Annotated in this window: 17 protein-coding genes and 2 tRNA genes; 3 read left to right on the forward strand and 16 right to left on the reverse strand. The window is 44.4% G+C overall.

What is annotated here, in order from left to right; all coding sequences use genetic code 11:
- Nucleotides 1–6: 6 nt before the first annotated feature.
- The 6 genes from ST42_RS08815 to recR all read right to left on the reverse strand — a co-directional run bounded on the left by ST42_RS08815 (nucleotide 7) and on the right by recR (nucleotide 3,413).
- A tRNA-Asp gene (locus ST42_RS08815) sits at nucleotides 7–80 on the reverse strand.
- A 30-nt stretch (nucleotides 81–110) separates the two neighbouring features.
- Nucleotides 111–184, reverse strand: a tRNA-Asp gene (locus tag ST42_RS08820).
- Nucleotides 185–259: 75 nt separating this feature from the next.
- Nucleotides 260–778 carry a GNAT family N-acetyltransferase gene (locus tag ST42_RS08825; protein ID WP_156139340.1) on the reverse strand — a complete coding sequence of 173 codons (519 nt, stop codon included), beginning with the start codon at nucleotides 776–778 and terminating at the stop codon, nucleotides 260–262.
- Between the two features lie 147 nt (nucleotides 779–925).
- Nucleotides 926–2,122, reverse strand: a complete 1,197-nt coding sequence (locus ST42_RS08830) for a glycosyltransferase family 2 protein (RefSeq protein WP_022315957.1) — start codon at nucleotides 2,120–2,122, stop codon at nucleotides 926–928.
- The gene (locus ST42_RS08835) at nucleotides 2,119–2,559 is read right to left on the reverse strand and encodes a hypothetical protein (protein ID WP_044073226.1); all 441 of its coding nucleotides are present in this window, start codon (nucleotides 2,557–2,559) and stop codon (nucleotides 2,119–2,121) included. The genes ST42_RS08830 and ST42_RS08835 overlap by 4 nt, the downstream gene beginning before the upstream one ends.
- Before the next feature lie 236 nt (nucleotides 2,560–2,795).
- Nucleotides 2,796–3,413, reverse strand: a complete 618-nt coding sequence (recR, locus tag ST42_RS08840) for a recombination mediator RecR (protein ID WP_022315959.1) — start codon at nucleotides 3,411–3,413, stop codon at nucleotides 2,796–2,798.
- Between the two features lie 241 nt (nucleotides 3,414–3,654).
- Between recR and ST42_RS08845 the strand changes: the two genes are divergently transcribed.
- Nucleotides 3,655–4,032, forward strand: a complete 378-nt coding sequence (locus tag ST42_RS08845) for a hypothetical protein (protein ID WP_022315960.1) — start codon at nucleotides 3,655–3,657, stop codon at nucleotides 4,030–4,032.
- A gap of 237 nt (nucleotides 4,033–4,269) precedes the next feature.
- On the opposite strand, the gene ST42_RS08850 is transcribed toward ST42_RS08845, so the two are convergent.
- The 3 genes from ST42_RS08850 to ST42_RS08860 are packed head-to-tail and all read right to left on the reverse strand — an operon-like array spanning nucleotide 4,270 to nucleotide 8,974.
- Nucleotides 4,270–5,712, reverse strand: coding sequence for a glycoside hydrolase family 57 protein (locus ST42_RS08850; RefSeq protein WP_022315961.1), 1,443 nt, complete (start codon nucleotides 5,710–5,712; stop codon nucleotides 4,270–4,272).
- Between the two features lie 33 nt (nucleotides 5,713–5,745).
- The gene (locus ST42_RS08855) at nucleotides 5,746–7,011 is read right to left on the reverse strand and encodes a glycosyltransferase family 4 protein (protein WP_042517160.1); all 1,266 of its coding nucleotides are present in this window, start codon (nucleotides 7,009–7,011) and stop codon (nucleotides 5,746–5,748) included.
- 13 nt (nucleotides 7,012–7,024) lie between these two features.
- A complete protein-coding gene (locus ST42_RS08860) occupies nucleotides 7,025–8,974 on the reverse strand; it encodes a glycogen debranching enzyme N-terminal domain-containing protein (protein ID WP_044073227.1) in 1,950 nt (649 codons plus the stop codon).
- A gap of 268 nt (nucleotides 8,975–9,242) precedes the next feature.
- Here ST42_RS08860 and ST42_RS08865 point away from each other — a divergent pair, with 268 nt between their 5' ends.
- Nucleotides 9,243–9,947 (forward strand): Crp/Fnr family transcriptional regulator, encoded by a 705-nt coding sequence (locus tag ST42_RS08865; protein ID WP_022315964.1) that lies wholly within the window; start codon nucleotides 9,243–9,245, stop codon nucleotides 9,945–9,947.
- A 106-nt stretch (nucleotides 9,948–10,053) separates the two neighbouring features.
- On the opposite strand, the gene ST42_RS08870 is transcribed toward ST42_RS08865, so the two are convergent.
- The 3 genes from ST42_RS08870 to gap form a co-directional block, all read right to left on the reverse strand.
- Entirely contained in the window at nucleotides 10,054–10,986 is a 933-nt protein-coding gene (locus ST42_RS08870) for a diacylglycerol/lipid kinase family protein (RefSeq protein WP_042517165.1), read from the reverse strand.
- Complete coding sequence (gene miaA, locus ST42_RS08875; RefSeq protein WP_082028629.1) at nucleotides 10,983–11,894, reverse strand: tRNA (adenosine(37)-N6)-dimethylallyltransferase MiaA; 912 nt, start codon at nucleotides 11,892–11,894, stop codon at nucleotides 10,983–10,985. Before miaA ends, ST42_RS08870 begins: the two co-directional genes overlap by 4 nt.
- A gap of 133 nt (nucleotides 11,895–12,027) precedes the next feature.
- On the reverse strand, nucleotides 12,028–13,059 hold the full coding sequence (gap, locus tag ST42_RS08880; protein WP_022315967.1) for a type I glyceraldehyde-3-phosphate dehydrogenase: 1,032 nt from the start codon (nucleotides 13,057–13,059) through the stop codon (nucleotides 12,028–12,030).
- A gap of 200 nt (nucleotides 13,060–13,259) precedes the next feature.
- Here gap and mscL point away from each other — a divergent pair, with 200 nt between their 5' ends.
- The gene (mscL, locus tag ST42_RS08885) at nucleotides 13,260–13,694 is read left to right on the forward strand and encodes a large-conductance mechanosensitive channel protein MscL (protein WP_022315968.1); all 435 of its coding nucleotides are present in this window, start codon (nucleotides 13,260–13,262) and stop codon (nucleotides 13,692–13,694) included.
- A 119-nt stretch (nucleotides 13,695–13,813) separates the two neighbouring features.
- Here the strand turns inward: mscL and ST42_RS08890 are convergent, their stop codons facing one another.
- The 4 genes from ST42_RS08890 to ST42_RS08905 all read right to left on the reverse strand — a co-directional run bounded on the left by ST42_RS08890 (nucleotide 13,814) and on the right by ST42_RS08905 (nucleotide 18,854).
- Nucleotides 13,814–15,343: a DHHW family protein gene (locus ST42_RS08890; RefSeq protein WP_082028623.1), complete on the reverse strand. Its 1,530-nt coding sequence runs from the start codon at nucleotides 15,341–15,343 to the stop codon at nucleotides 13,814–13,816.
- A gap of 94 nt (nucleotides 15,344–15,437) precedes the next feature.
- A complete protein-coding gene (locus ST42_RS08895) occupies nucleotides 15,438–16,496 on the reverse strand; it encodes a DHHW family protein (protein ID WP_197068933.1) in 1,059 nt (352 codons plus the stop codon).
- A 19-nt stretch (nucleotides 16,497–16,515) separates the two neighbouring features.
- Nucleotides 16,516–17,994: an MBOAT family O-acyltransferase gene (locus ST42_RS08900; RefSeq protein WP_044073230.1), complete on the reverse strand. Its 1,479-nt coding sequence runs from the start codon at nucleotides 17,992–17,994 to the stop codon at nucleotides 16,516–16,518.
- A gap of 53 nt (nucleotides 17,995–18,047) precedes the next feature.
- Nucleotides 18,048–18,854 (reverse strand): SGNH/GDSL hydrolase family protein, encoded by an 807-nt coding sequence (locus ST42_RS08905; RefSeq protein ID WP_022315973.1) that lies wholly within the window; start codon nucleotides 18,852–18,854, stop codon nucleotides 18,048–18,050.
- Nucleotides 18,855–18,999 lie beyond the last annotated feature (145 nt).

Consider the following 18,999-nt stretch of genomic DNA (forward strand, 5'->3'; position numbering starts at 1 on the left):
TCTTTGCGGTGCGTACGGGACTCGAACCCGTGACCTCCTGCGTGACAGGCAGGCATTCTAACCAGCTGAACTAACGCACCAAATAGCGTTTTAAATTTCAAGAGTTTCAGCGGTGCGTACGGGACTCGAACCCGTGACCTCCTGCGTGACAGGCAGGCATTCTAACCAGCTGAACTAACGCACCAGAACTCTATCGTTTCATTTGCGGTTGCAAAGGTACGAATAATTTTGAAATCTCCAAAACTTTTCGCAACTTTTTTTATAAAAAATATTGCATAAGCACCGCTTCACGGTATTTTTTGCCGTCGAAAAGCCAGTCTTTGAGGGTTATGGAGCTTATAAAGCCGCAATTTTCAAAAGTCCTCAGGGCGGTGGAATTCTGACAATCCACATAAGCATAAAGCTGATGGATAAGGAGAATGTCACGGGCATAGGCCTTGATTCTCTCTATCGCCGCCTGGGCATAATGACGCCCTCGGAAGGGACACTGGATCACGATGCCGAGTTCGGCACGGCGATGGCGGGGATCGAAATCGGTGAGGTCTACAACGCCCACTATATCGCCTGCGTCATTGCTGATTATCATCCTCACCTGCTTGTCGGCATAGATATCACCGCTTGAACCGGCTATATACTCATGAAGCATGTATTTGGAATAGGGCACGTTGGTGACACCCACGTTCCATAGGCTCGTGTCATTTTCTATCTTGTAGAGCACGTCGAGATCTTCGGGCTCTATGGCGCGGAATCTCACGGCTGGCAGTTCTTCTCTTGTCATCTCTGCTGTCATGTTGGGGTCTGAAATTGTATTCTCAACTATTTGTAGGGCAGGAATCGTCCACCTTATTTATATAGGCACTTATGTATCGCATGCATCATACTTGCCGACAAGGCAGACTAACAGGCACTATCGCCATCCCTGCCGTCATCTCAGCACTTCCTGGTCGGTGATGAGGATGTGGTTCCGGGGGTTGAAGGTTCCTATCAGCACGTTCTTGCGAGGATTACCCTCAAAGGCTCGCAGTATGTCGCCATAGCTGAAGAGGGAGATGTCGTAGACCACATAGGTAACGGTATCGGAAGAAAGCCTGTCGAGATAAGCCTCATGCCCCTTCTCCCTATCGACAACGGAGCATTCCACAAATCGGGCGGTAAGTCCACGGTTGTCGGCAAGCCGACGGCAGGACGAGAGGTTCTTCCCGGAGCACAGGAACAGGTATTCTGGCTCTTTCTTCCTTTTCACCGAGAAGAAGCCCATAGAATGGGCTGACTTGCCTAGAAGCATCTGAACGAGGGCTATGGTGGCCTTGACATAGATGGCGAGACGGATAGGCAGACTTATCCAGAAGCTGAGATGGCGGTAGTGTTTGCGGAAGAAAATGAGCATGGCCTCATAGAAGACGTGGACGTAACGGAAGGAGGACTTATGGGTGCTCTCGCCCTTGTAGTGGAGTATGGAGACGGGCAGATACCAGTTTTCGAAACCGCCCTTGAGCAGACGGTAAGAGAGGTCAATGTCTTCGCCATACATGAAGAAGTCTTCGTCTAACATTCCTATCTTATCTATCGCCGTGTGGCGCAGCAGGCAGTAGGCCCCGCTTATCACCTCTATCTGGACAGGCTCGTCCCAGCTGAGATAGCTCATGTAATATTTGCCGAAGCGGCGACTCTGGGGATAGCGCCCGCAGAGTCCGCACATCTTATAGAAGGCGGTGAGCGGCGAAGGAAGCCCTCTCCTACTCTCCATCGCTTTATCGCCGTCACACTTCAACATCTTTACACCAAGTCCACCGGCTGCCGGGTGGCCGTCCATGAAATCCAGACATTCACGGATGGTCTCTTCGCCGACGAAGGTGTCGGGATTAAGCAGCAGCACGTACTCGCCCTGGGCTTTCCTGATGGCGAAATTGTTAGCACGGGCAAAACCGAGGTTGTGAGTGCTCGCCACGAAGGTAACTTCACGAAAACGGCGGCGGAGATATTCCACGGATCCATCGCGCGAATGATTGTCTACGACAAACACCTCAGAGGGGATGTCGGCAAGGGCCTTGCGAAGGCTCAAGAGACATTGCTCGAGGTAGTATCTAACGTTATAGTTTACTATTATTACTGAGATTTTCATTCTCCAATATTGGTTTCATTGATACAACGGCCTATGCTGGGATAAACAAACGTGAAGCACAGACCGCCGATTATAGCCATGTAGCCATAGGCCACGGACATCGACATATAATAAAGAATGGTATTGGCAACGAGAGGAACGCCTATCATCGCCAGACGACAGGAACCGAAAAGGACAAGTCCACGGACTCTGTCAGCCTTCAGACGACGGCGGACCGCAGAAAGACTGAACATCTTGAGAGCCATGGGGATGAAGCATATCGTGAGGACCTCCATTAGCATGAGCACCTGGTATTTCACGAACACGTCTTGGGCACAGGCTCCCACTTCAAGAAGGTCTGACTCGAAACCCACCACCACGGCTACCGCCAGCAAAAGGTAGGCAATGAGTTGTCCAAGCAAGAGTTTCCTTGCGGGATGTAATGTATTTTCTTCCATTGTCATGTTTTTTTTAGTTAACGAAGAACTATTGTTTAGTTTTTTTCAGCTGATGAGAAACCTTATACGGAGTCATTACCTGGCCTCTGACATCAGCCCCATCTATCCCCCCAGTTTAGGAGGAACCGGATACTCTGGGCATTAACATCTGAATATCAGCGGCACATCCACCACAAGCAGCAGAATACAACCTTTCTCCTACGGGGACGGGGGGGGCAGAACCGGTCAAGCAGAGATCAGGTATTGAACGGCGTGCGGTTGACAATCGACCTGCCCAGAGTAACTTCATCAGTATATTCCAACTCGTTGCCGACGGAAATGCCACGGGCTATGACACTGACCTTCACACCGAGAGGGGCAAGTTTGCGGGAGATGTAGAAATTGGTGGTATCACCTTCCATCGTGGAACTGAGCGCAAGAATCACCTCCTCTATCTCGTCGTGGGCCTGCACACGTTCAACCAGAGAGTCTATCTCTATGTCGTTGGGGCCGATGCCGTCCATCGGAGAAATCACGCCACCGAGGACATGATACAGGCCGTTGTACTGCTGCGTGTTTTCTATAGCGAGCACATCCTGTATGTTTTCCACCACACAGACCAAAGCCTCATCGCGGTGGGGATTGGCACATATCGGGCAGACGTCGGTATCGCTGATGTTGTGGCACACGGAACAATGTTTCACGTTGTGGCGCAAATCCGAAAGCGCAGCGGCGAAAGAGTCAGTCTGACCAGGCTCCTCACGCAGCAGATGCAACACCAGACGGAGCGCCGTCTTGCGACCCACCCCTGGCAACTTGGAAAATTCCGATACTGCCTTTTCAAGCAATCTCGAGGGATATTGCTGGTTTATCATAATTGCATTTATAATTCTTCCAGCCTACAAAGGTAGTGTAAAAGGAATGAAACACAAAGAAAAATCGGTTATTTCACATTTTGTTTCTGCTCCTGCCATTTTATAAAGGGCGGATTTTGAATATTTTCATTGTCGCAAGCGGCTTTTTTATTAACTTTGCAGAATCTCCATCGCAGATACGCACCTAAAAGGCTGCATCGACGGCAATGGCGAAATCAAAAGTTTTCACAAAACTACAAACATGGGAAGAAACAAATACTCGGAAAAAGAAATCAAGGAAATAGGCAAGCTACTGCACCTGAAGAATTCTGCCAACAGGGCGAAGCAGAAAGAGATAAGACACACTCTGCGCACGGAATTCGAATTCAACATCTCTGACTTCAACGAGCCTGGCAAGGCGTTCGGCGACAACGAACTAAATGAGGCTATAAAAAGAGGTGCGATCCGAATACTGGACGAAGCCACGATTGAGGCGATGAAAGAGAAAAGGGCGCGCGACAAGGCGAAGGACGAAAAGGAAAAGCAGCAGCAGGCTATCGAAGCCGGAGAACAAACAGACTGGCAGCAGGCGATGAAGGAATGGGCGGAATGGAAGAAAGGAAAAGACGGCGAGAAATAATGAAAAGCGCTGGAAAGAATTCCTGAAAGACCTACATAAGTAAAGCTCCAAATTGGTCATTTGTGACATTAGGAATCGAGCGTACCAATAAAAAAGACATGCATTCTGAAACGCATGTCTTTTATTATTATAGTTATTGGCGGATTGTCTTTTTCATCAAATTGTCCCGCTTAAACTGACTTTTCAGATTGCCCGACTTAAACAGACTTTCAGATTGTTTCGATTATAGATCAAACGTTACTTCTTGTCGTCAGCCTTCTCTGCTGCAGGTTTGGCTGTCTTGCGGGTGGAAGTTGCAGTCTTGCGCGTTGTGGTCTTAGCTGCAGCAGCCTTCTTTTTCTCAGTCAACTTGTCAAGCTTGGCATTCAACTTGTCAACATCCTCCTGAGCCTTTGTCAGACGGGTTTTCAAACGCACTATCTCATTGTCTTTAACCTGAATCTCATCGCCCTGGTTCTTGATGGTGGTGAGGAGAGAGTCGAGCTGGTCGTTGTCGATTTCTTCCGGGTAGAGGGAGTTCACCCTGTTTATGAAGTCGCCAAGAATGTTCATGTAATTTGTGAAGGCATCAAACGGCGAATTGTAGATGCCGCGGTCTAGACCTACATTCGACGGCTTGGTGGTCATAAATCTGAAGTTGTTGCTTGCCTGCAGATAGTCCCAGTCCTGATTGATGCGAGGGTCGTTGGCTATTCTCACACGGTCGGCAATACTGTAGAGCTTATCGAACGCCTCGCGTTGCATAGGATTGCCGAGCCAGCAGCTCACATCCCTCTCCTCATCGACCCATGACAGGGTGTCGGGCACGAATAGGTCGCCTACACTGTTCATCCTGCCACACACCTCAGAAGGTGTGGAGAAAGTGATTCCCTTCTGACGGGCACATCTCGGCAAAGCCTTGATGAACTCAAGGATGTTTGAAGACAAAGGCTGCGAAATGCCAAGAGCCAAAAGCTCCATGAAGATATTTATAACCTGCTCGTCTTCTGGCAGTGTGGCAATCCTGTTGACATAATTGTCGGCAAACAACGGATAGCCTTCCCAGTCACTGTCGTTGAAGCGCAGACTGATATCGTCGCTGAGATCTATATCGCGGAGAAGCAACTTCAGACCAGGAGCCTGACAACAGTTGTAGACATAATGCGGAGACTTCCAACCGAGAACGTGCTTGGCGCCTTCTGTCAGCATTCCCTTGAAGCCCATAGAAGCTGCCACATTGCCTATCTCGTCGCTATAGATGAGCGAGGAGTTGCGCAATACGGTAGGACGCTTGCCGAAATATTCTTCCATCTTCGACATCTGCCTCCTGACATCGGCGATGAAACACTCGTCGTTGGCAAGAGAGGAAAGTCCGTGAGAATATGGCTCGGCCAGGAATTCCACGCAGCCAGTGTCGTTGAGTTCCTGAAGCTTGGCTATCACCTGTGGGGCATGCAACTCAAGCTGCTCGAGACCAACTCCGGAAAGCGAAAAGGCAACCTTGAAATAGTCGCCGTTTTCTTTTATCATGTCAAGGAACGCATTGAGCGCAGGCATATAAGAACGCTCGGCTATCTCGCCTATGCTTCTGTCGTTCTCATAGTCGTCATAATAGTAATGGTCTGTTCCAATGTCAAAGAAACGGTATCTCTTCAAATGGACTATCTGGTGTATTTCAAAATATAAGCAAATTGTTTTCATCTTATATAGATTTTTTGTTAATTATCATATTGACTAACGCGAAAGCAGCTGGTCGTAGAGTTTTCTTATCCTCAAGCCCACCTTCTCCCATGTAATCTGGTCGACTTCCTTCTTGCCCTCCTCCTGGAGATAATGGAAAAGGCCGTCATTGTGGCAGATGGAGTAGATGGCGTCAGCAAGGGCGTGAACGTCCCAATAGTCCACCTTAATGCAGTTTGTGAGAATCTCGCCGCAACCACTCTGCTTGGAGATTATCGTAGGCGTGCCACATTGCATAGCCTCCAAAGGCGAGATTCCGAACGGCTCGCTGACAGACGGCATGACATAAACGTCGGAATCCTTCAAACATTCGTAGACTTCCTTGCCTCTCATGAAGCCTGGGAAGTGGAAACGGTCGGCAATGCCTCTCTTGGCAGCAAGATAAATCATCTGGTCCATCATGTCACCGCTGCCTGCCATGCAGAAACGCACATTACGGGTGCGATGCAGCACCATATTGGCGGCCTCGACAAAATACTCCGGCCCCTTCTGCATTGTGAGCCTACCGAGGAAGGTCACAATCTTCTCCTTGCCGGTGTGGTCGGGGCGAGGAATGTCCTGTAGCTCCTGACGCAATGGATAAACGGCATTGTGCATGGCAAAGCACTTGCGTGGGTCCTGATGGTATTGGTTTATCACTGTCTGGCGTGTCAGCTCAGACACACACATGATGCAGTCGGCATTATCCATTCCGTCTTTCTCAATAGAATACACCGTAGGGTTCACATTTCCTCGGCTCCTGTCAAAATCCGTGGCATGCACGTGGATGCAGAGCGGTTTGCCACTAACCCGCTTGGCATGGATGCCGGCTGGGTAAGTAAGCCAGTCGTGGGCGTGGATAATGTCGAAATCCTCGGTGCGAGCCACCACTCCAGCTATTATGGAATAGTTGTTTATCTCATCGTGGAGATTTGACGGGTAACCGCCGGCGAAATCCATGCATCCAAGCTCGTTGACATACATATAATTGAAATCCGCATAGAGATGATCGCGCAGACGATAATAATAATCGGGGTCCATCACATTGCCGATTCTACTCTTCACATAGTCGTAGTCTACGTTGCGCCAGGCTATAGGCACACAATTCATCGCCACGATACGCGCTGCTGTATGGTCCTCATCACCAAATGGCTTTGGCAAGCACAATGTTATGTCAATGTCGCCCTGGGCATGAAGACCCTGAGTGATTCCGAAATTTGCAGTTGCAAGACCACCGTATACATGAGGAGGATACTCCCAGCCAAACATTAAAACTTTCATACTGTCTTCCTCCTTATATTATATCTGTGTATTTTTCCAATATACTCAAAGTGCGCAATGTCTCTCCTACATTCATCGCAAGGGATATGGCTCCGCGAGCCTTGAACGGAGGGTTGCCGTCGAACATCTCGGGCAGGGTGCCGAGGCAGTTTGTCTGCATCTCGTCCTCATATCCCACCAGCTGACGCTCGATGAAGCTGAGCCTCGTGCGACGATATATCTTGAGACATGCTTCCATATAGAAACCGCCAAGCCATGGCCATGCCGTGCCCTGATGGTAAGACAGGTCACGCTGCATCTGCGGACCGGCACATATAGGATTATAGCCGCCGCTCTTTGGCGAAAGGGTTCGCATGCCCTTTGGCGTGAGCAATTCCCTGGTACAGACATCAAGGATGCTTTTACGCTGGTCTGCCGTGAGAGGCGAATAGTCGAGAGCTATGGCAAACAGCATATTAGGTCTGACGCTCCAATCCATCATATTGCCGTCGACATAGTCGAAAAGATAGCCATAGTCATTGAGGAATGTTTTTACGAACGACTCTTTGCATCGTGCCGACAATTCCTCAAGCGTCTCCGTAAACTGAGCGTCTCCTTCTATCTTGTTGAGTCTTGCGGCAAAGCCCAAAGCATTATACCACAAAGAGTTGATTTCCACTATATATCCGTTGCGAGGTACGACAAGTCTGCCGTTCACAGTGGAGTTCATCCATGTCATGACCTTACCCTTTCCGTCAACATATACAAGACCGTTATCTTCTACACGCATATATGGATGTTTGCCTTCCAAGAGGAAATGGAGAATGTCAAAAATGAATTTGCCATATTTCTTAAGGCATTTCTCATCACCTACCACTTTGGCATACTGCTGAATAGACCATATTGCCCATAATGGCACATCGGGCTGGTCTATCTCACTGAGACTAACGGTAACGGGCTTCTCACGCATGAATTCCTTATAGCCCTTCCCTGCCGTAGCCATCACCTTTTCAAAGTAGCCCACTTCGTCTATTGCCAATGTAAGACCAGGGAGGGAGATGAACGTGTCTCTAGCCCTGCTCTTGAACCAAGGATAACCGGAGAGCAGATAGCACTCAGAACCATTCTTGGTGTTATGGAACTGGTGAGCGGCATTTACAAGACAATGGTAGAAATTGTCTCTCGGATTTCTTTCGTCAACTTCATTCTGGAAGAGTTTCAGCAATCCTCCAGTCTTGATCTCTGACGTTGAGGCTGAAAAGACAATACTCTCGCCCTTCTTGATTTCTGTCTCAAAATATCCAGGCACATAAAGATCCTCATAAGAATCGTAACCCCTCTCCTGTTCCTTTGGATATTCTATTCCTCTATACCAGTCAGGATGGAAGACAAACTCGTTGCCCTTACTGAACTGCATATACAGATAAGGATAACCTTTATACATCTGGGTCTTGATTCCGTTGTCTACAAGCTGGTAATCCCTATTTGCCGCTGAATTCTCATGAGTAAACTCCCTGACGCTTCTGAATGCCATAAACGGACGGAAGCGAAGCGTTGTGGAACTATGGGCGTCAAGCAAAGTATATCTCAGAAGAATCCTGTCCTCATAATGCTGGAACACGACTTCTTTCTTCAGAACGACTCCCCCGACACGATAAATGGTAGTCGGCACACTGTCACAATTAAATTCACGGATGTACTTGTGGCCATTGGGGCTGAAGTTGTTTCCGCGATACTTATGAAGGCCAAGATTGAACTCGGCACCATGTTGAACTACTGTAACGTCCAACGAGGAGAGCAATACATGATTTTCTTCATCCAATTCAGGAACGGGCACTACCAACAACCCATGATACTTGCGAGTATTACAGTCAACAATCGTCGAACAAGAATACGCGCCAGACCGGTTGGTGCGGAGCAGCTCTCTGGAAAGAGACTCTTCCAAATTGGTCATCAGACTTCTTTCAAATCGAAGATAGCTCATAATATTCTATTAAGGTGTTAATACATTTATTATGTTATACCAAACTTGAAGCATAGAAACCATACAATCGTTTGGCACTTCAAAAATAATCATAATTATTAATTCCACAAAATAATGTGTTCATTTTTTCGGAATAAATCCGGAATAGATGTTATATAACATAAAAATTGAGTGTAAAGTTTAAACATTTAAGAAAAAAGCAGTATTTTTGCAAATTGAAAAGAGTCTAAGGACAAAACAACTCAAACAGCACAATAGGTTTTGGTAAATGGTAAAAGTCAAAGAAATTAGCACAGAAAAGATTGAAGACATCATTTTTAGCCTGTGGGAACCACTGACAGACAACGAGAAAAAGATAATTTCAGAGAATATAACGGTTGAGGAGTACAACAAGAACGACTATATATACAAAGAACTGGAAATACCTGAAAGCATCAAATGGCTCATCACAGGAAAGGTAAAGATATGCAAAAGCGGCGCAATGGGACGCGACCAGATTTTGCGTACAATACGCCAGTCAGAGATATTCAGCTTCAGAGCATATTTTGCAGAAGACGACTATCTCACGTCGGCAATTGCATTTGAACATTCGATTGTTGCTTCGATGCCTATGAAGCTGGTTGTCAAGCTGATGCACCAAAACAACAATGTATGTATGCAACTAATCAAACAACTGGCAATAGAACTGGGAAAAGCTGATTGCAGGACAATAAACCTCACACAGAAGCATATCCGCGGCAGACTGGCAGAAACGCTAATTATACTTAAAGACAGATATGGGATTGAAGCCGACGGATATACAATGAGCATATACCTCAGCAGAGAGGAGCTCGCCAGCATGTCTAACATGACAACGAGCAATGCCATAAGAACCCTTTCCGCCTTCGCTGCTGAAAAAATCATAGCGATAGACGGAAGGAAAATAAAAATCATCAACGAGAACGAGCTGAAAAAGATATCCGAAAACGGATAAATACAACACTACTACGCCCTACACTATTTACCCATTAACGGTCATTAGTCCACAATGTCGTATTTGACGGATATCTGCCATAATGAGAGACAACATATAATAGTAATTACTCAGGAATAAGGAAATTGATGACTTCCTGCTCCACCTCTATACTATACTCACCGACTGGTGTCTTGAGCAGTCTGCCGTCTACGGATACCATAGCATGAGAAGCATCAAGAACATCAACACGACGAGTACGATAAGGGTGTACGCTCTTGTGGTTGAGAAACTTACCTGTAAACAAAAGATAAAAGCCTTCTATCAACTGCATCATCTCTGGATGGTAAACCACCGAGACATCAAGCAACCCATTATACGGCACAGCATTGGGCGTCTGGCCATAACCCTCAGCGTTGCCAACACATACAGTCATCACCTTACGCTTGACAACATCATTGTTTATTTTCAGATGCATCTTGTATTCCAGACGCTGGAACACCATCAAAGCCATAGAGAACAGGTATGACAAAGTACGCGAACCAAGAAGACGACGAGTCTGGTTTCTGAGATTCATTATTGCAGACAACAGTCCTATATTAACACAATTAAGGAAATAACGATGACACTTTTCGTTCTTCTTGTTTGTATATCGGATACAACCGAGGTCTACCTTCCTTATCCTCCTTTCTTGCAACCATTTTATGGTCTGCTCAGGCTCACTCTCCTTGAACCCCCAATAACGGGCAAACTCATTCATCATTCCATTTGGAATAACTCCAAGAGCTATTGATTCACGAGTAGCCTTGTCGGTACTCATCAGACAATTCACGGCATCATTAAGCGCAGAATCTCCACCGACAACAACTATAGTCTTATAGCCATTGCTGATAAACATCGAGATTAGCCGAACCACACTGTCGCTACTCTCACTCTGAACGAAATCATAGTCGATTTGATACGCATTGAGTATCTTCTCTATTTTCTTCCAGCGTCGCATCGGACTTGTGACACTGTGCTTAGGGCAATAAAGTATTCCCCAACGAGTTTGCTCTTTCATAATACCTTCTTTATTTCGTTAATTTTCTCTTCCATACTATCAGCTGCATCTATCCAATGGATAGTAAAACCACGACGCTCCATACCACGAAACCATGTCATCTGCCGTTTGGCGAATTGATGTATTGCAATCTCTAATGAACGGTGCATCTCTTCAAACGTCGATTTCCCTAATATATATTCTGTCACGAACTTATACTCAAGTCCATAATATATGAGGTCGTCGGCCGGTATGCCAGAATCAAGCAGGGATTTCACTTCGTCAACCATTCCGTCCTGAAGGCGTTGGTCAAGTCTCCGCGTGATTTTCATGCGACGCAAATCCCTGTCTATGCCTACACCGATAATAACATTGTCTATCTTCGGAAATGTCCTTTCTTCAATATGCGCCTCTTTGTACGCCATCTCAATTTCTATGGCACGTATTGCACGTTTAGAAGTATCGACATCCGTAGAATTGTGCATATTGGAGTTGTTTTCAGCCTTTAGACGTTCGAGAATTGACGTCAATTCGAGAAGGGATTTTCCCTCAAGTTTATGCCTCAGCTCTTTATTTTCCGGCACTGGAATAAGTCTGTACCCCTTGAGCACCGACTCTATATACAAACCGGTTCCACCACACAAAATTACATTCTTGCCACGACTCCTTATATCATTATACGCCTCAAGAAAGTCCCTCTGATACTCAAATAGGTTATACTTGGTGCCTGGCTCAACAATATCTATCAGATGGTAAGGCACACGCTTACCATCAACGACATAGTCCGCAAGGTCTTTTCCTGTACCAATATCCATTCGCCTGTACACCTGACGACTGTCAGCAGAAATTATCTCTGCAGACAGTTCGGCTGCAAGATGTGTGGCAATATCTGTCTTGCCACTTGCCGTAGGGCCAAGAATTGTTATCATCGGTATCATTTCGGCTATATCAAGTTACGTTTAAGTTTGAAATACAATATTGGTTTACAAAATTAATAAAAAAAGACCGCACGGCAATGCCGAACGGTCTTTTTTTTATAATTGCGGAAAAAACGCCAATGAATTAACCATTGTGCTTCTTCATGATCTTGATCAGGTCAACAACCTTGTGAGAGTAACCGATCTCGTTGTCATACCAAGAAACAACCTTTACGAAGTTGTCTGTGAGGTATACACCTGCGTTAGCGTCGAAGATAGAAGTCAATGGGCAGCCAAGGAAGTCAGAAGAAACAACAGCATCCTCTGTGTATCCGAGTACACCCTTCAACTCGCCCTCTGAAGCAGCCTTCATAGCAGCGCAGATAGCCTCCTTAGTAGCAGGCTTTGCGAGGTTTACAGTCAGGTCAACTACAGATACGTCCAATGTAGGTACACGCATAGAGATACCTGTCAGCTTGCCGTTCAGCTCAGGGATAACCTTACCTACAGCCTTAGCTGCACCTGTTGTAGAAGGGATGATGTTGCCAGCAGCGGCACGACCACCTCTCCAGTCCTTCATAGAAGGTCCGTCAACAGTCTTCTGTGTAGCTGTTGTAGAGTGAACAGTAGTCATCAAACCGTTCTCGATACCGAAGTTGTCATTCAGCACCTTAGCGATAGGAGCCAAGCAGTTAGTTGTACAAGAAGCGTTAGAAACGATCTTCTGTCCGTTGTATTTGTCTGTGTTTACACCGCAAACGAACATGTCTGCCTGATTTCCGTTAGCGTCAGCCTTTGAAGGAGCAGAAAGCACTACGTACTTAGCACCTGCCTTCAAGTGCTTCTCAGCCTTATCATAAGCGAGGAAGAGACCTGTAGACTCTACTACATACTCTGCACCTACCTCGTCCCACTTCAAGTTCTCAGGATCACGCTCAGCAGTAACGCGGATGTGGTTTCCGTTAACGATCAACTCGTTCTTCTCAACATCTGCCTCAACTGTACCGTTGAAACGTCCGTGCATTGTATCATACTTCAACATATATGCCATGTAATCTACAGGGCAAAGATCGTTGATAGCTACAACCTGAACTTCTTTTGCGTTCTCAGCCTCACATGTTGAGCGGAAAACGAAACGGCCGATACGACCAAAACCGTTAATACCAATCTTAATCATTGTAATGTTTATTTTAAGTTGAAAATAATAAAATATTTCTTTTAAATTACATGCCTAATCAGTTATACCTGAATTCTACTATTATATAAAAGAGAAGATTAGCATCCACTTTAAACTTTTCCCTCTTTAACGGCGGCAAAGTTACAAAAAATATCTATATTTGCATCAACTTTAATTATTAAATTATATAAAAATAATCTATGGGCAAATTTATAAATGAATTTAAGGAGTTTGCGGTAAAAGGAAATGCCGTTGACATGGCAGTCGGTGTGATTATCGGTGGCGCTTTCGGAAAAATCATATCTTCTATAGTGAACGACATCATCATGCCGCCCATCGGATGGCTTATCGGAGGTGTCAATTTCAGAGATCTGAAAGTAACACTGCCATCGGTTGACGTTGGAATTGAGAAATTACAGCCTGCCACTATCAACTATGGCAATTTTCTTCAGACGACTTTCGACTTCATCATCATCGCCCTCTGCGTATTTATGCTCATCAAGGGAATAAACAAGATGGCAAGAAAGAAAAAAGAGGAAGAGAAGAAGGAGGAAACGGTCGCAGCTACAACTCCGACGAAGGAAGAGCTGCTTCTGACTGAAATCAGAGACTTGCTGAAAGCCAACAAGGCATAATTGTTAATTCTGCAGACGGGAGTATGTAATGATTACCAGAAAGTCTGCACAAAAGTACATCAAAAACAAACAGGACATGCAAAAGGTCATATTCACCCTTTTCATGTCCTGTTTGTTTTTCATTCTTTATCCCCCTTTTCATTGGGCGTTGCCTGATGTGAAGACTTGGTCTCTACTTTAGGCTCACCTTCTGAAACAGGAACAGTTTCCTTGTGTCGCTTTTCATTAGGCATTTTGTCATGAGCATCATTTTCTGTTGTTTTTTCTTTTGCATTGACTGCGGCCTTACTTTTAGTCGCAGGAGCAACCAGAACATTGTCACCTTGCGTCAAAAAATTGAGATAACGCTTGTATATCTTAGGAGAATAAGCATTGAAGATATTATTGGCAAACAAAATATCCGTTATTTTGTTCTCCTCCACATATTTCTTCATATTACGACCGAAATAGCGATAGTCTACAACATGTATCTCTTCGAAACTGTAAAAGAGATAACCAGGAATGGCATTGCCGAAACTGTCCTTCAGAATCATCAGGCGCCGATGGTTCTTCATTCCCGTCCTGACCTGAGTGATCCTCATGTCACTACCCATAAAGGTACAGTATGCTCCACCGCTTCCATCTTTATAATGGTAAAAGAATATGCTCTTGTAAGGTTTACTTACTGAAGTAACATGATAATTCTTATCCACTGTATAATCTATATATGTAGTGGTATACTTTACATTCTTCGGCACATAGTAGACGAAATTCTCTGGGGCATTCTTGACAGATATGTCGTTTGAATAGCCATACATGCTACCTACATATCCATGCACGACCTTACGCTCATAACTTGAGAGGGGCTTGAAAGGTACGCCAGCGACCTGAGCGAATTTCTGAGCGGCGTAATAGGCTCCAAGAGGTGCCCAATGATGGTCAGTACGCAAATATATGTCTTCTTTTGCATGTTGGCCAAGTGGAGTATATATATCAACGGCCTTCACTTTCGGACTAAGCTGAGAATATATATGGTTAATGGTCGGACGCTGAGGACGAGTACATGAAAGGGCATTGTCTGGACAATAGAACTCCGCGGCTGTAGGTATCACCATACAATAAACATGTACCTTATCACCGAAAACCTCTTTGTATTTGTTTGCAGCCTCAGAATATTGGCCACCTCCTCTTGAGCTACCGCCAAAGGCCATCAACGCCCTGACTTTATCACCTTTTCCTACTACAATTATACCGGCATTGGCAATCTTGGCATTATCGTCAGCAGTTATTTCATTCTTATATGCTCCAACATTTCTATCCGACGCATCATCGTATTCGTCATCTGCCGGCACAGTTGTTTTTGCAGCATGAAACCTGACATTGTTTTCTGTCGGGGCCATACCTATAATGTCTTTTATCGTCATACTGAGTTGCATCAACACATCACGGTATGGTTCACTGTCGCTATACCATGATGAGACTTTCTTGGTAAACTCACCACTCAACAAGGCGTCTTCCGTATACTTTGGAAAAGCGGCAAGTTCTCTTTTTTCCAATTCCGACACTTTACTGCGAGGAAAGAAATTAAAGACCAATGCTATTGAGAAGAAAGCAATGCTCATTAAAACGATGTATACTGCTGAATATTTCTTTGAACTCTCGTTAGTCATATATGTAATTGATATTGTTATAGTATAAGCAAATTGTCTTACAAATCATTTTCAAGCAAGTCACCCTACTTAAATAGCGACAGCCAGCCTCCATTCATCGGGCCAGCATATTGAGATATTTCCTTGTCGTAGATGGCGAACAAGCGTGTATCAAGTTATTGGCAAATAAGACATCTGTTATTGAATTGTCAGCAACATATTTACGTATACTGTGAGGGAAATAACGAAAATCTACCACATGCACTTCTTCAAAGCCATAGAATAGATATGCAGGAAGTGCATTTCCATAACTGTCCTTCAATATCATAAGCCGTCTTCCATTCTTGTTTCCTGTCACTACCTTGACAGTACGGGTATCTCCTCCCATAAAGGTACAATATGCGCTGGCACTACCGTCTTTATAATGTATGAAGAAGTTTCGTTCAATAGGAGCACTTTCACCTACCGTCTTGCCTTTACTCAACGTATAATTGATAAACCAACTCTTGTAGTCTATTCCCTGAGGCATATAATAGACGAAATCTTCTGGTGCATTCTTAACGGCAATATCTTTAGAGAAGGTGTACATACTTCCTACGTAGTTGTGCACCGTCTTGGCATCATAGGATGAAAGGGGTCTGAAATTCACACCTGCAGCATTTGCAAAACAACGCGATGCATAATATGCACCTAATGGAGCCCAATGATGGTCTGTACGGGAATAAATAGGCTCACTTTTGTGAGATTCCAACTCATCGTAGATTTTCACCGGTATTATTGTATTATCGAGGCTTGCATAGAGCTTATCAAGAACGGACTTCTCATTATTTGTCCATGAGCGCTGTTCTTCAGGACAATAGTAAGCTACTGCATTGGGAATTGTCATACAATAAACCGCAACGCTATCACCAAATGCCTGCTTATAACTGTTTACCATCTCTGCGTATGACATTGCTCCAACTTGTGTTCCGCCAAAGGGTTCGAAAGCACGAGTTTCGGCTCCGTTGTCGATTACAATTATGCCGGCACGCGCTCTGCGTACTTCATATTTGGAGTCATCATTAATTGTATCCGCATTGGAATATTGGGATTCTTGCTTTTGAATTTGTGAAAACACTGGCATTATTGAACATGCAGCAAAAGACAGAAGCAAGATTAGTCTTATTCTTTTCATTTGATATATCATTTCATCATTAAAAACGAGTGTAAATAAAGGCATTGTTAGTTGCACCAACGAGTAGTGCAGCACATACAACAAGCATAACAACGGAGAATACCGTCTTTACAATGAGCGACATGGCATTGTAAACAGAGGGAACCGATGATTCTTCTTGTCTATGAAGCACAAAAGAGGAGACGATCTTGCGCAACGGCATTGAGAACACTATAGCTGCTACCCATATCCAGAAATGGTCGAGAAAAGCGCTGTGAGTGACAAAGCTATCAAACGTTTTGCCTCCTCCAAAGAAACTCTTGAAGAAGACGAGCATTCTGCCGAAATCATCAAAATAGAATATTCCCCATCCTATCACTACAAGCAACAGGCTATATAAATGGAGCAAGGGAGATGGTATGTTGTCCTTAACTTTCAGCAGAGTGTATTTCTCCGTCATCACTATTATGCCGAAATATACACCCCAAATGATGAAGTTCCAACTCGCACCATGCCACATTCCTGTAAGGAACCATACGACAAGGATGTTGACGGCCTGATGTTTACGGTTTCCTCCCATTGGAATGTATACATAATCTCTGAAAAAGCTACCTAGCGAAATATGCCATCGACGCCAAAAATCAGTTATAGTATCACAACAATAAGGATGGTTGAAGTTCTCATTGAAATGGAAACCCAACATTCTGCCGAGTCCGATAGCCATATCAGAATAACCAGAGAAGTCAAAATATATCTGGAATGTAAACGCTACGATACCCAACCAAGCTCCTGTCGTGGTTAAATCATTCAGACCGTTGACAAGGAATTGGTCAGAAATCTCAGAAAGCTGATTTGCCAAGATTACCTTTTTCCCAAGACCGATAAGGAAGCGGTATGAGCCATCTGCAATGTCCCTGCTATTGACACGACGATTGGCTATCTCATTTGCCACTGTACCATAACGCACAATTGGCCCGGCAACAAGTTGTGGAAACATTGATATATAAAGCAACAGGTCTGGATAACGACGCTGAACAGGAGATTCGTTCCTGTAAACATCTACAAGATACGAAATAGACTGGAAGGTGTAAAAACTGATACCTATAGGCAAAGCTATATTGGGGACCTTGATATTCATCCCCAAATCAGAAAGTATTCCCGCAAAGAAACCAAGATACTTGAATATGCCGAGCACCAAAAGGTTTAAGCTTATACCCACAACGAGTGCAGTCTTTCGTCTTGACTGCATCCTGCCAGCTATATTTAGACCTGATATATAATTTATCAAAGAACTGAAAAGCATAAGGAACACATAGACTGGTTCACCCCATGCATAGAAAATCAACGAGAAAACAACAAGAACAGCATTCTTGAGAACATTTCTACATGCCATTTGTGACGGGTCTAAAGCAGGAACTCTACTTGAAAACAGTTCCTTATCACCGACCGCTGCCAATAGATAACATAGAAAGAAAGCCGGAAGGAAAGCGAAGAGAAAAAAGAGATCAGAAAATATCATTTGCTGAGATTATTATGTTTGAAAAAGATTTCGTGAAAACTAAAACAAGTAAATTAATAGCACAACAAGGAAGTAATCTGATTGGCAATGAGATATCCGTTTCGCCGAGCACCTCTCTCTGATGTATGAGTGCCATCAACTGTCAAAAAATAGCCATTCGTCTCTCTGGAAGAATACACACCTGTAATATAATCCTGCCTAATTATAGGAATTGACATACGATGGGCACATTCTTCAAGAATATTTCCAACTTTATTGATAATATCATAGGATGCTTTCGTAGTCTGCATAGGTGAAAGGAGCACTATTTGGGCATCAGGAAATCGGGACATCAGTTTCTCACAAATCAATTTGACAGAACCTGCTAAAGACACTACAGAAGAAACTTTCTGAGGTGCATTAAATGTATTAGGTGTACCGAATGCCTGTTCTACTGTTTTCGAAAATATCCCAGGACGCTTACTGTTAAACCATGCGTCGTTTGTACCTGCAGCAATCAGTATCAGGTCTGGCGAAGGCTGCTGTTGGTTATCACAAGCAGTTATCAATCTGTTCATCTGATTGAATATCACATTGTTGTCTGAAAGGACTTGTGTGTTTTCTACTATGTCATAGCGGGTTCTGACAGTATTCGTCCAAGTAGCACCACTTCTTGCATAGCTTTTACATGTCTTGGGAGAAATTTTATCTGCAAACCATTTTGACCAACCTTTAGGGTTCGTACAATCATCTCCACCAATAGAGGTGTTTGAATCTCCAAGAATCACAATATTCAAGTCATGTCCATTAACAGCCGAAAGCAGACAGCTCTTGCAAATCAACACACAAAAGAGTAAAAGAAACCTTATAGGGATGTTCATTATTTGTTTACTAGTTTAACTCGAAATAATTATTTCTGAATGGTTGGCAAAGATAATGTATTTTTTTGACATAAGAATAAACAATTGAAAATATGTCAAAAAAAAAACAATAAAAAAATGATGCCAAATCCAATATTGAATTTGA

Source organism: Prevotella pectinovora, assembly GCF_000834015.1.
Classification (GTDB): Bacteria; Bacteroidota; Bacteroidia; order Bacteroidales; family Bacteroidaceae; genus Prevotella; species Prevotella pectinovora.